Below are 12,892 nucleotides of genomic sequence, written 5' to 3'. Positions count from 1 at the left end.
CTATGATGAGGCATGAGGACGGAGAAAGTGCTGCTTTCTCCGTTATTTATTTTAAATTAGCACGAAAATTAACCGTTACTATCATGAAAAAAGTTTTCTCTATCCTCGGAGCATCTCTGCTCTCGCTCTGCACATATGCAGCTATGAATGTAAACAAAATCGACCCTCCCTTCTGGTTTGCCGGAATGCAAAGCCCTGAACTTCAACTGATGGTTTACGGAGAGAATATCGGAAACTCATCCGTATCAGTCCATTATCCCGGCGTTTCACTGAGCAGCACCGTCAAGCAGGAAAGCAACAATTATCTGCTGGTCTATCTGAAACTGGACAAAGACGTGAAACCCGGCAAGATGACACTCACTTTCTCCGAAGGAAAAAAGAAACTCACCAAGGAATACGAGCTGAAAGCCCGTGCCAAGAAAGGCTGCGAACACAAGGGTTTTGATGCTTCGGACGCGCTATACCTGCTGATGCCCGACCGCTTTGCCAATGGAAATCCGGACAATGACCGCATAGCAGGGATGGCCGAATATAAAGTAGACCGAAACGACCCGAATGCCCGTCACGGAGGCGACCTTGCCGGCATAGAGCAGCACCTCGATTACTTCTCCGACCTCGGCGTGACAGCCTTATGGTTCACCCCGATATTGGAGAACAACATGACCGGAGGCTCGTACCACGGATATGCCACCACCGATTATTATAAAGTAGACCCTCGTTTCGGCAGCAACGAAGAATACAAACTGCTGATTGAGAAATGTCATGCCCGCGGCATCAAGATTGTGATGGATATGATTTTCAACCATTGCGGCGTGGAGCATGTTTGGGTGAAAGATATGCCGTCCAAAGACTGGTTCAACAACCCCGACCATGAAAAGAACTTCGTACAAACCTCGTTTAAGTTGACTCCTCATGTAGACCTCTATGCTTCCAAATTCGATACACACCAGATGAACGATGGCTGGTTTGTCCCCACCATGCCCGACCTTAATCAAAAGAATCCGCACGTTTACCGCTATCTGGTTCAGAACAGCTTCTGGTGGATTGAATATGCCGGCATCGACGGCATACGCATGGACACCTATCCGTATGCCGACTATGACGCCATGAGCCGCTGGATGAAAGAGTTGAACGAAGCATACCCCAACTACAACACGGTAGGAGAAACCTGGGTCACCGAACCTGCCTACACGGCATGGTGGCAGAAAGATTCCAAACTTTCCGCACCGAAAAACAGCAACCTGAAAACGGTCATGGACTTCAGCTTCTTCGATAAAATAAACATTGCCAAGAACGAACAAACGGAGACGTGGTTCAAAGGATTGGACCGCATCTACAACAACTTTGTCTACGATTTTCTTTATCCCGCCCCGGCATCCGTACTCGCATTCATCGAGAATCATGACACCGACCGCTTTCTGGCCGAAGGAAATAACCTGCCGATGCTGAAACAGGCCTCCACGCTGCTGCTCACCACCCGCCGCATTCCGCAACTTTATTACGGGACGGAGGTCATGATGACCGGCGTAAAAGATAAGAGCGACGGCTACGTCCGCACGGATTTTCCCGGCGGATGGCCCGACGATAAAGCAACGGCATTTACTGCCGACGGACGCAGTAAACTACAAAACGAGTGCCACGATTTCTACAAAACCATCCTGAACTGGCGCAAAGGAAACGAGGTGATAGCCAAAGGCAATATGGTGCAGTTCATGGTACAGAACGGCGTATATGCCTACGCCCGCCAGTACGAAGGGAAAACCGTGTTGGTAATGCTCAATGGCACGGACGCTGAAACAAGCGTACCGCTGAAGTTCTATAAAGAGGTATTGAAAGACTGTAAACATGGAAAAGACATCCTCAGCGGCAAGACCATCACGTTCGGTGAAGAATTAAACATGGCAGCCAGAGAATCATTGGTCATCGAGCTGTTGAAGTCAGAATAAACAGACTGAAATTCATGCCGAGCATGCCAGAAAATGGGCCCTATCTCTCGATAAGGCCCATTCACAACACAAACACAAAATAAAACACGACAAAACTACTATGCAATCACATCCATGCACGTCGGGGAGACATACATACAATCCGTGGATATTCACATATGCATTAATTGCTCCGGATGGATTGTTCCTTATAAACAAATGTGGAGAACATTTGTTTAATATCTGTTTCTAAAATATTTATTGTATTCCTCTTTCACGAAGTTTCAACTGCCACTTCCATGCGGAAAGCAGTGTATCTTCAATGCTCGTTTCAGCTTTCCATCCCAACTCGTTATTGGCAAGTTCCGGATTTGCCCATACTTTCTCAATATCACCGGCACGACGACCCACTATTTGATAGTTAAGTTTAACACCGGTAGCTTTTTCAAAAGCATTTATCAATTCCAATACCGAAAGTCCACGTCCTGTTCCGATATTAAATACTTCCACTTTTTCTTTTTGTTTGTTCTCTAAAATCCGACGAATAGCCACCACATGCGCTTTTGCCAAATCCACCACATTGATAAAGTCGCGTATGCAAGATCCGTCAGGAGTATTATAATCATCACCAAACACACTCAGTTTTTCGCGAATACCTATAGCTGTTTGGGTCAGATATGGAATAAGGTTTTGCGGCACACCGTTGGGTAACTCGCCTAATAATGCGGTAGGATGCGCACCAATCGGGTTGAAATAGCGCAATAATATCGCATTAATAGGAGCACCGGAAGCAACCGTATCACAAACTATCTCTTCGTTTATTTGCTTCGTATTTCCATAGGGAGACTCGGCCTTCTTTATAGGAGCTTTTTCGGTTACCGGAAGCTCGTCAGGCTGTCCATATACCGTGCAAGAGGAAGAGAAAACAATACCCTCTACTCCATGCTTCGGCATCAATTCCAAAAGGTTTATCAATGAAACCAGATTGTTCCGATAATACATCAGCGGCTTCTGAACAGACTCTCCCACAGCTTTGCTGGCTGCAAAATGAATGATAGCTTTAACTCCCTTGTGCTTTGCAAACAACGCATCAAGGCCTTCAAAGTCCAAACAATCCAGCTTTTCAAATACAGGACGTATTCCGGAAACTTTTTCTATATTATCTACAATATCCGCGGAGGAATTGGAGAGGTTATCAATGATTACCACTTCGTAACCTGCATTCTGAAGCTCTACCACAGTGTGAGAGCCAATGTATCCGGTTCCTCCCGTAACTAATATTTTTTCTTTCATATTCAAATTAAGCGATTTAGCCTTTGGGGTTATAACATGGCGCAAATGTACAGAATTATTTTAATATAAAACAGAGAAGAGAAGATAAAAAAGACTTATCCTCTCTTCTCTGTTTTATGATTTCCTTGCTTCAGATTTTTACGACACCGGAAAAGCCCATGAATGCCATGGCCAGCAAGCCGGCTGTTATCAAAGCTATAGGAGTGCCTCGCATGCCTTTGGGTACATCTACCAGACTCATTTGCTCGCGCAGCCCGGCAAAAAGGGTCAACGCCAGGCCAAAACCGATTGCTGTGGAGAAGGCATAAACCACTCCGGTCAGCAAGTCATAATCTTTCTGGATAACCAGAATGGCTACACCAAGGATACAGCAGTTGGTCGTAATTAACGGAAGGAATACCCCCAATGCCTGATATAATGCCGGAGAGACTTTCTTCAGAATGATTTCAACCATTTGCACTAAAGCCGCAATCACCAAAATGAAAGTGATTGTCTGCAAATAGCCTAAGCCAAAAGCATCGAGTACATACTTCTGAATAAGGAATGTAACAATGGTGGCGATAGTAAGCACGAACGCCACTGCCGCCGACATACCCAGCGCAGTCTCTACTTTCTTGGAAACGCCAAGGAACGGACAAATTCCCAAGAATTGTGACAATACAATGTTGTTTACAAATATTGCCGAGATAAATATCAATATATATTCCATAGTTCTAATTGTTTATTTAGTTCTTTTCAGCATCTCTTTTTTAATTGTTTTTCTTCAAGCCATTAATCAGGGCTATCAGATACCCCAACGCAATAAATGCGCCGGGAGCAAGAACAAAAATCAACATACCATATTCTTCGGGCAGAATGGAGAAATTGAAGATTTTCCCGGTACCAAGAAACTCACGGACAGTTCCCAGCAGTGTCAGTGCCAGCGTAAACCCAAGCCCCATGCCCAAACCATCGAACATGGAAGCTACCGGACCGTTCTTAGCAGCAAAAGCTTCGGCACGTCCCAGCACGATGCAGTTCACCACAATCAATGGAATAAAGAGTCCCAATGTGGCATACAATGCCGGCACATAGGCTTGCATTACCATCTGAAGCAATGTTACGAATGAGGCTATCACTACGATAAAAGATGGAATGCGCACCATATCCGGAATCAGGTTCTTTATGGCCGAAATCACCATATTAGAACAAATCAGAACGAACATAGTGGCCAGTCCCATCCCCATACCGTTGATGGCCGAGGAAGTGGTGCCCAATGTGGGACACATGCCCAGCAAGAGCACAAATGTGGGATTTTCTTTCACAATCCCATTCATCATCACTTTAAAATTATTCATATCTCTACCCCTTTCTTATTTAACCTTGAGTGTATCCATGGCTTGAACGGCCACAGTATCGGCAGTTTGTTCAACATTCTTTTGAGTGGCACTCGTAGCACCGTCGGCCGAATTTTGTCCGGCATAGGCGGCATAGGCGGCATTTACAGCATTGAGAAAAGCGCGTGAGGTAATGGTGGAAGCAGTGATGGCATCTACCTTACCGCCGTCTTTGCTGACTATCAGTGGAGCTTCACCCGGATTCAAGCCGACAATATTGCCCTTATTACCTTTCTTAAACCAATCTGCTGCTTTAGAACCCAGTCCCGGTGTCTCCGCATGCGACAGCAAGGAATAATCGATTATCTTCCCATCGGCGTCGAAACCTACCAGTACTTTAAATTCGCCACCGAATCCCATGTTTGTAGCTTCGATGGCTGCGCCAATATGCCGGCCTGCTTTAGTGGCCGGATATACGGCATATTCCACTCCATCCACTTCCTGTATCTTCTTTTCGGCAATGGGGTCATTGTCAAATCCCGGCACTACCGCATTGACCGCATCGCTCAGAGTTTTAGCATTGGCTTTTTCAATCGGTTCTCTGGTCAACTCGTTCACATAAGCCAGCAGCGCTACAGAGATAGCGGTAACACCTGTAAGTACCAGCAACATATTCTTTAAAGATGATTCTAACTTTTTCATTTTTTCTTCGCTACCTCCCCAAAGCGTTTAGGTTTAACATAGGCATTGATTAGCGGAGTAAACGCATTCATGATGAGAATGGCGAATGACACACCTTCCGGATAGGCACCAAAGAGACGGATGATGACAGTCAGCAAGCCAATGCAAACGCCATACAATAACATACCTTTGTGACTCATCGGAGATGTGACATAGTCCGTTGCCATGAAAATGGCCCCCAACATCAATCCACCAGAAAACAATTGTAACAATGGCGATACATAGAGGGCGGGATTCACCAAGTGCATGATACCGCTAAACACAAATACCGTTGCGAGAATGGATATGGGAATATGCCATGAGATGATTTTTCTCCACAACATATAAAACAGTCCCAACAACAAAGCCAACGCACTTACTTCGCCTAAGCAACCACCATTGTTGCCGATAAGGATGTCGAACGCGTCAGGAAGATTGCTCAATGACATGCCCGGGGCACCATTAATAATCCCTTTCATTACGGCCAATGGTGTAGCGGCGGTAGTGGCATCGGTGTATGCCGTGAGTTGTCCCACTGCCGGCCAAGTAGTCATCTGTACGGGAAACGAGAGTAAGAGGAACACACGTCCCGCCAATGCAGGATTGAATGGATTGGCTCCCAGACCGCCAAAAGACATCTTTCCTACACCGATAGCGAACAGTGCCCCCAGAACAATGATCCAGACAGGAAGATTAGAAGGAAGATTGAATGCCAGCAAAACACCGGTGATTACGGCAGAACCGTCGGTAATGGTTGTGGTTTCCTTCTTTAAAAGATATTTGCCGATGGCCCATTCAAAGAACAAGCAGGCAGCTACGGAAGTGACCGTAACAATCAGCGCACCCAGTCCGAAAAAGTAGAGTGACACGAGGAAGGCCGGAATCAATGCAATGAGCACGCCGTACATGTTCTTCTTCACGCTGTCACCTCCGTGAACGTGGGGCGAAAGGGATACGATTAATTTATTCATAAGGATAAAATTCTACTTTCATTTTTTTACTTGACGCGCACGAATCATGGCTCCTACCTTACCTTTACCCAACCTAATGTAGTCCAATAGCGGACGGTTGGAAGGGCATGTGAACTGGCATGAACCACATTCTATGCACGACATTACGTCTTCTTTCTCTACTTTTTCAAAATCGCCGTGAGCCGACACGGTGGCAAGCAGGTATGGCTCCAACCCCATAGGGCAGGCCGATACACACTTGGCGCAACGGATACAAGGTTGCACTTCGCCTCGTTTGGCTTCCTTGGCATTCATGATGAGAATGCCGGAGCTTCCTTTTGCTGTGGGCACGTCGGTATTTACCAGCGCTTTACCCATCATGGGACCACCGCCAATGATTTTCCCCGTATCTTCGGGCAGGCCACCACAAGCTTCAATGAGCTGTTGCATAGGTGTGCCGATTCGGGCAAGGAAATTGGAAGGTCTGGACAGCGACTTTCCGGTAACGGTGATGACGCGCTCAAATAAAGGCTTGTTCTTTTGAACCGCCTGATATACGGCAAATGCCGTACCGACATTCTGCACAACTGCTCCGGTCGAGATGGGCAGTGCACCTGCCGCCACCTGACGGCTGATAACTGCATCAATCAGCTGCTTTTCACCTCCTTGCGGATATTGCACTTTCAAAGGCACGACTTCGATACCTGCATAGGTAGATGCCACTTTGCTCATCAATTGAATAGCATCGGGCTTGTTATTCTCAATGCCGATGAAAGCTTTGTTTACTTTCACCGCTTTCATTAATATGGATACCCCTACCATAATTTCCTCTGTATGCTCCAGCATCAACTGATGGTCAGCTGTCAGATAAGGTTCGCATTCCACAGCGTTAATGATGACGCATTCGGCTTTGAATGCGGGAGGAGGGCACAATTTAACCTGTGTGGGGAAACAGGCTCCGCCCAATCCCACAATACCTGCTTCAGTTATCTTCTTCACGATTTCCTCTGCGCTGAGGGTGCACTCTTTCACCAACGTCTCGCTACGGTCAATGGACTCTTCCCACTCATCCCCTTCTACATCAATAAAAACAGCAGGTTTCGCATAACCGCTGGCATCTATAATTGTGTCAATCTTAGCCACCTTCCCGCTGACCGAAGAGTGAATGGCAGCCGATACAAAACCACCGGGTTCGGCAATTTTTGTACCTACTTTCACTACATCGCCTTTGGCCACTATGGGCTTGGCAGGGGCACCAATATGCTGTCCCAGCAAGATGACAGCCTTTGCCGGAACATCTGCCTTGACAATGGGTTGATGAGCTGAAAGTTTATTTTCGTGTGGATGAACTCCACCGATTGAAAATGTCTTCAACATACAATTCTGTATTTTAATCGTTTTTTATTCGTTTATTTATGCCTCTGACTTAGGAGCCTCTTGGGCAAGAGCTTCGATTGTCTTGGGAGATTCGGCGGCTACGGGAGCAGCTTCCACTTTCTTTTCTGTGGCAGGAGCGGCTACCGTTTCAGCTTTCGGCTTGCGCGGTGGGAAGTTCAGGGCAATGATAGTGTCTTGCGGGCATGCCTCTTCGCACTTGCGGCACAGCTTGCACTTGTAAGGGTCAATGTAAGCAAGATTGTTTTCCAGTGTAATGGCATCGAATGCACATGCCTTGACGCACTTGCCGCAACCGATACATGCCACGGTACAGGCTTTACGGGCCACAGCACCCTTATCCTTGTTCACACACTGCACATAGACACGGCGCGACTTTTTACCTTGCGGACGCAGTTCTATGATAGTTTTGGGACATGCCTTGACGCATGCTCCGCAAGCCGTACATTTGGATTCATCCACCTCCGGAAGTCCGGTTTCGGAGTTCATGTGTATGGCATCGAACTTACAAGCAGCCACACAATCACCACATCCCAAACAGCCATAACTACAACCTGTTTCACCACCATAGAGCGAAGCGGCGATGGCACAACTCATGGCACCGTCGTATTGGTTCAGCCGGGGACGATTGGCGCATGTTCCATTACATCTCACCACTGCAACCAGAGGGTCGGCAGCTGCGGCATCCAATCCCAGGATACCGGCAATCTTGTCCATGACAGGTTGTCCACCCACCGGACAGAATTTACCTTCCAAAGAACCGGCCTTCACGCAGGCATCTGCAAATCCGCTACAACCGGGGTAACCACATCCACCGCAGTTCGCCTGAGGAAGTACTTCGCCTACCTGAGCAATTCGCGGATCTTCATACACGGCGAATTTCTTGGAAGCAACGTAAAGGATAGCGGCTGACACCAGCGCTATGGCTCCCAGCGAAATCACTGCAATCAGAATTACATTCATAAATTAGTCATTTATTAATTATTTGTTTTATTAGTTAGTTCATCGGTAGTATTGAGAATGAGAACTTCTTCCCCATGCGCGACTTGTTCAGCCATAAGATATAATAATAAGGTATAAGAAGCCCTAACGAACCAATAGCCGCGAATAATTCGTCATTCCAAACAGCCATAAGGACAAATAACGAGATAATTAAAACGAGAAAAGGAAGGACAAAAGCCAGCAAAACGGCCATTGCTCCCATAGAAAGCTGCCCTATCACCCATACTTGGTCGCCGGGACAATAGCGAGCGGCATTCATGTCAAACACATCGATCAGCTTCTCTTTCGTATCAGCAGAGCTACACTGTCCCTTTACGCTGCACGACGCACATACTGAAGCTTGAACAATTCTCACTTGAAGATGAGAGTCGCTTATGTTTTCCACAATACCTTGATGTCTTATGATAGTATTCGCCATTTTGCAAAGTGTGCATTACAAATCGCGGCAAATTTACATATAATTTATGAACTACAAGGGAGAAAGGGCTTTTTTATGGGTGCGATAACGTTCTTTTTCCATTTTTGCATGTTTTTTCTATCATATTTCCATTCGGGAATAATGAAAGACAGCCCTGGTACGCGAGTGAATGAATTTTGCTTCAAAGCTTCTCCCACCACCTCTTCCCTTTTAATAATCCCCATAGATATCCATGATAAAATTGTAAAGCAAAACGATGGGTATGTAATAACATTTCCAAGTAAGAAATCCTCCCTATCCAACCATTGGGGCATGAACCGAAAGCCTTTGCCAGAATACCTTTCGGCAAGTGGTAGATCAAGTATACGACTGATGCCACATCAGTATACGACAGAGGGTACATCAGTCGTATACTGATCTACCCTCTGTATAGGAGTGAGAAAAGATAACGCTTTTACGTTGTAAAAAGAATGAAAACAGAGATATTATTTATAAAATTATTTTCCTATTTTATCACATTACCATTTGTAGTTTATTCCAAAGCTGAGCAGTTCTTTTACTTGAAAATAACTGTTTCCTGATTTCGGTTTGGAACTATCATCATAGCGAGCATGCACATAGAGTTTGGTAGATAAATAACGGTTCAATACAAAGTTCAGGGTGTTCTCCCACTCCACGCGTGTCCATTCGTAACTGGTCTGGAAATCGACACGAGAATTCAGTACGATAGACGGAACGATAATCCACGAGAATGTGGGCTGTACTTGCGAACCGAAGTTGTGCTTCATTCGCCGTCCTTTATTCAAACCAAAGCTTTCCTCATTGACCTCGTCGTTGCCCACATAGCGCAGCATATAGGTCAAAGGGCCCATGAATACAGAAAGATTGAATCGTTTCTTTTTCAATTTATAATCCATACCCACACTGGTAGACCAATCGAGCGGTGCAAGAAAAGACGCTACGAGGTCGTTGGTGTTCTTCTTGTAACTACGGAAAAGCTGCGTACGCATGTCCGTAGAAATGGTGTAGTACCAATTATGTGCGGCCTGAATGCCTAATTTACTGTAAAGACGAATCTGGTCAGTGCTCACCATATAGTTATGGCATGTATCCGAAGGAGCTGAACTGAAGCCCACTTTCACATCCAGCAGGTTTTCCCATTGCACCATTTCCTTGTCGTTGTAGTTGGCAAAAAGTTGCAGATTGGCGAACAGTGCATTCGTGCTTTCACCGCCTTTGTACCAATTCTCGGAAATATAGTTCTGAGTGAATTGCAAAGAACCGTTTCCGCCGAACAGCCACCAATTGGGTTTACGTATAATCACATCTGCCTCCTCCTTCACTCCTGCCGCATCTTCTTGCGCAAAGAGTTTCAGCACCGAAGGTTTTGAAGACACCTCCTTTTCTATGTTATCCCGAAAAACACGTCCTTTCATTATCTCCTGTTCGGTATTGAGCACAAATTGGGGATAGTTCACATAGGTATTCAGCAACGTGCCGTCTACCAACCGGTTGACACGCTCCTTTGAAGTGAAGCTTAACGTATCGAACGGAAGCCAATCGGAAGCCATTTGACGCTCCGCATCTGTCACATCCGGCTTCCACTCTACTTTGGAAAGGCGTTTCATGGGAGCACTATAATAGGTAAGAGGGATGAACAGCCGATAATAGTCGGGATTGACAGCTATATAGCGTTCCGGTGTGGAAGGGTCGTTCAAGTAGTCCAACACACCGATGTATTTCTCGTATAAGAGAGATACTGTATCCATCGTGTAATATTCTTCTTGCGGTTTCAGCTTTAATATCATGTAATCCTTCATGATTCCTGTCAACGTATCAACCGGAACACTCATTTCTGACTGCATATTTTTCGGAGTAGCATCCCAAGTATTGTAAGCCGCTATCGGCGATGAAAACAAGGCGGCAATCACCCAAGCAGTGATATGTCTATTCTTCATAAGTCTCTTAATTCTCTAAATTTGTGCGCAAAAATAGCCTAAAAACTTTAGAATGCATAGAAAACCCACAAGAAAAAGTCGTGAGCAGCAGTTCGGTTCAAATCGCATTTTTTTAGAATTGTTTCATCGAAACTTTCTTACTTCTTCTTTTTTTCTTAATTTTGCGCTTTTTAAGCAAGAGGGTGGCTCAAGTGAGAATCCATTATTAGAAAGGCGTATTTTTACAAGCCCATCTACTTTAATCAATATGCTTGATGAATTAAAAAAACAATATAGTTGTGGGAGAAACAAAGTATATTTTCGTGACCGGTGGCGTCGCCTCCTCTTTAGGCAAGGGCATTATATCATCCTCCATCGGTAAATTGCTGCAAGCAAGAGGTTATACAGTAACCATCCAGAAGTTTGACCCGTATATCAACATCGACCCGGGTACGTTGAACCCCTATGAGCACGGTGAATGCTACGTCACGGTAGACGGCCATGAAGCAGACCTTGACTTAGGGCATTATGAACGCTTTTTAGGCATTCAGACCACCAAAGCGAACAATATCACGACAGGACGCATCTATAAAAGCGTTATTGACAAGGAACGCAGAGGTGACTATTTAGGAAAGACCATTCAGGTGATTCCGCACATTACGGATGAAATAAAACGGAATGTGAAGTTGTTGGGAAACAAGCACAAGTTCGATTTTGTCATCACCGAAATCGGTGGCACGGTAGGAGATATCGAATCTCTGCCCTACCTTGAAAGTATCCGCCAGCTTAAATGGGAGTTGGGTAAAGATGCATTGTGCGTACATCTTACTTATGTACCCTACCTTGCGGCAGCCGGAGAGCTTAAGACCAAGCCTACACAGCATTCGGTAAAAGAGTTGCAGAGCGCCGGTATACAACCCGACATCCTTGTATTGCGCACCGAACACGAATTGGGATCCGGATTGCGCAAGAAAGTGGCTCTATTCTGTAATGTTGATGAAAATGCTGTGGTGCAAAGCATTGATGCTCCTACCATCTATGAAGTGCCCATCCTTATGCAAGCACAAGGACTGGACGTCACCATTCTTAACAAAATGGGGCTACCCGTGGGCGAGTTGCCGAAATTAGGACCTTGGCACACTTTCCTCGAGCGTCGGCACAAGGCTGAAAAGACAGCACCTCTGCACATAGCTCTTGTAGGAAAATACGACTTGCAGGATGCTTATAAATCCATCCGTGAAGCACTTTCTCAAGCCGGAACATACAACGACCGTAAGGTGTCAGTAGACTTTGTGAACAGCGAGAAGCTTACCGAGGAGAATGTGGGTGAGGCCTTGAAAGGCATGTCGGGCGTACTCATCGGTCCGGGTTTCGGCGAGAGAGGTATTCCCGGAAAACTCATTGCCATCAAATATGCCCGTACACACAACCTTCCTACTTTTGGCATCTGCCTGGGCATGCAGTCCATCGCCATAGAGTTCGCACGCAACGTGCTGGGCTATGCCGATGCCAACAGCCGCGAAATGGATGAGAAGACTCCTCATAACGTCATTGACATCATGGAAGAACAGAAGTCCATCACCAATATGGGCGGTACCATGCGTTTGGGTGCTTATGAATGTGTGTTGCAAAAGGGCAGTAAAGCCTACGAGGCATATGGCGTTGAGCATATTCAAGAACGCCATAGACATCGCTATGAGTTCAATAGTACCTATAAAGAAGAATACGAAGCCGCCGGCATGAAATGTACCGGAATCAACCCGGAATCAGACTTGGTGGAAATCGTTGAGATTCCCTCCCTGAGATGGTTTGTCGGCACACAGTTCCATCCGGAATACAGTAGTACGGTACTCAATCCACATCCTCTGTTCGTTTCCTTTGTAAAAGCCGCTATCGAGAATGAGAAAAGTAGTCAATCATCTAAACAATAATTTAT

Annotated in this window: 11 protein-coding genes; 2 read left to right on the top strand and 9 right to left on the bottom strand. The window is 45.8% G+C overall.

Annotated elements, in window-relative coordinates; genetic code table 11:
• Positions 1-83: 83 nt before the first annotated feature.
• On the top strand, positions 84-1,946 hold the full coding sequence (locus tag C4H11_RS13995; protein ID WP_106043477.1) for a glycoside hydrolase family 13 protein: 1,863 nt from the start codon (positions 84-86) through the stop codon (positions 1,944-1,946).
• A gap of 237 nt (positions 1,947-2,183) precedes the next feature.
• Here the strand turns inward: C4H11_RS13995 and galE are convergent, their stop codons facing one another.
• From galE to C4H11_RS13945, 9 genes are all read right to left on the bottom strand, one after another.
• Positions 2,184-3,218 carry a UDP-glucose 4-epimerase GalE gene (galE, locus tag C4H11_RS13990; RefSeq protein WP_106042931.1) on the bottom strand — a complete coding sequence of 345 codons (1,035 nt, stop codon included), beginning with the start codon at positions 3,216-3,218 and terminating at the stop codon, positions 2,184-2,186.
• 130 nt (positions 3,219-3,348) lie between these two features.
• A complete protein-coding gene (rsxA, locus tag C4H11_RS13985) occupies positions 3,349-3,927 on the bottom strand; it encodes an electron transport complex subunit RsxA (RefSeq protein WP_106042929.1) in 579 nt (192 codons plus the stop codon).
• A 40-nt stretch (positions 3,928-3,967) separates the two neighbouring features.
• Positions 3,968-4,555, bottom strand: a complete 588-nt coding sequence (rsxE, locus tag C4H11_RS13980; RefSeq protein ID WP_106042927.1) for an electron transport complex subunit RsxE — start codon at positions 4,553-4,555, stop codon at positions 3,968-3,970.
• 15 nt (positions 4,556-4,570) lie between these two features.
• The gene (locus C4H11_RS13975) at positions 4,571-5,236 is read right to left on the bottom strand and encodes an RnfABCDGE type electron transport complex subunit G (RefSeq protein ID WP_106042925.1); all 666 of its coding nucleotides are present in this window, start codon (positions 5,234-5,236) and stop codon (positions 4,571-4,573) included.
• The gene (locus C4H11_RS13970; RefSeq protein ID WP_106042923.1) at positions 5,233-6,225 is read right to left on the bottom strand and encodes an RnfABCDGE type electron transport complex subunit D; all 993 of its coding nucleotides are present in this window, start codon (positions 6,223-6,225) and stop codon (positions 5,233-5,235) included. The genes C4H11_RS13975 and C4H11_RS13970 overlap by 4 nt, the downstream gene beginning before the upstream one ends.
• An 18-nt stretch (positions 6,226-6,243) precedes the next feature.
• On the bottom strand, positions 6,244-7,581 hold the full coding sequence (rsxC, locus tag C4H11_RS13965) for an electron transport complex subunit RsxC (RefSeq protein ID WP_106042921.1): 1,338 nt from the start codon (positions 7,579-7,581) through the stop codon (positions 6,244-6,246).
• A 36-nt stretch (positions 7,582-7,617) separates the two neighbouring features.
• Entirely contained in the window at positions 7,618-8,562 is a 945-nt protein-coding gene (locus C4H11_RS13960; protein WP_106042919.1) for a Fe-S cluster domain-containing protein, read from the bottom strand.
• Positions 8,563-8,596: 34 nt separating this feature from the next.
• Entirely contained in the window at positions 8,597-9,019 is a 423-nt protein-coding gene (locus tag C4H11_RS13955; protein ID WP_106042917.1) for a SoxR reducing system RseC family protein, read from the bottom strand.
• A gap of 518 nt (positions 9,020-9,537) precedes the next feature.
• Positions 9,538-10,977 (bottom strand): DUF3078 domain-containing protein, encoded by a 1,440-nt coding sequence (locus C4H11_RS13945; RefSeq protein WP_106042912.1) that lies wholly within the window; start codon positions 10,975-10,977, stop codon positions 9,538-9,540.
• A gap of 278 nt (positions 10,978-11,255) precedes the next feature.
• On the opposite strand from C4H11_RS13945, the gene C4H11_RS13940 reads away from it, so the two are divergent.
• Complete coding sequence (locus C4H11_RS13940) at positions 11,256-12,887, top strand: CTP synthase (RefSeq protein ID WP_106042910.1); 1,632 nt, start codon at positions 11,256-11,258, stop codon at positions 12,885-12,887.
• Positions 12,888-12,892: the final 5 nt, after the last annotated feature.

Origin of the sequence: Bacteroides zoogleoformans (assembly GCF_002998435.1) — a bacterium.
In the GTDB taxonomy this organism is placed as follows: Bacteria; Bacteroidota; Bacteroidia; order Bacteroidales; family Bacteroidaceae; genus Bacteroides; species Bacteroides zoogleoformans.
The sequence above is the reverse complement of the archived record's forward strand: the minus strand, read 5'-3'. Positions and strand labels throughout refer to the sequence as shown.

What these genes read in the sequence shown, in the direction of transcription:
- C4H11_RS13960 (WP_106042919.1), bottom strand. Translation starts at nt 8,562, where the DNA reads ATGAATGTAATTCTGATTGCAGTGATTTCGCTGGGAGCCATAGCGCTG.
- rsxC (WP_106042921.1), bottom strand. Translation starts at nt 7,581, where the DNA reads ATGTTGAAGACATTTTCAATCGGTGGAGTTCATCCACACGAAAATAAA.
- C4H11_RS13945 (WP_106042912.1), bottom strand. Translation starts at nt 10,977, where the DNA reads ATGAAGAATAGACATATCACTGCTTGGGTGATTGCCGCCTTGTTTTCA.
- galE (WP_106042931.1), bottom strand. Translation starts at nt 3,218, where the DNA reads ATGAAAGAAAAAATATTAGTTACGGGAGGAACCGGATACATTGGCTCT.
- C4H11_RS13975 (WP_106042925.1), bottom strand. Translation starts at nt 5,236, where the DNA reads ATGAAAAAGTTAGAATCATCTTTAAAGAATATGTTGCTGGTACTTACA.
- C4H11_RS13955 (WP_106042917.1), bottom strand. Translation starts at nt 9,019, where the DNA reads ATGGCGAATACTATCATAAGACATCAAGGTATTGTGGAAAACATAAGC.
- rsxA (WP_106042929.1), bottom strand. Translation starts at nt 3,927, where the DNA reads ATGGAATATATATTGATATTTATCTCGGCAATATTTGTAAACAACATT.
- C4H11_RS13970 (WP_106042923.1), bottom strand. Translation starts at nt 6,225, where the DNA reads ATGAATAAATTAATCGTATCCCTTTCGCCCCACGTTCACGGAGGTGAC.
- C4H11_RS13995 (WP_106043477.1), top strand. Translation starts at nt 84, where the DNA reads ATGAAAAAAGTTTTCTCTATCCTCGGAGCATCTCTGCTCTCGCTCTGC.
- rsxE (WP_106042927.1), bottom strand. Translation starts at nt 4,555, where the DNA reads ATGAATAATTTTAAAGTGATGATGAATGGGATTGTGAAAGAAAATCCC.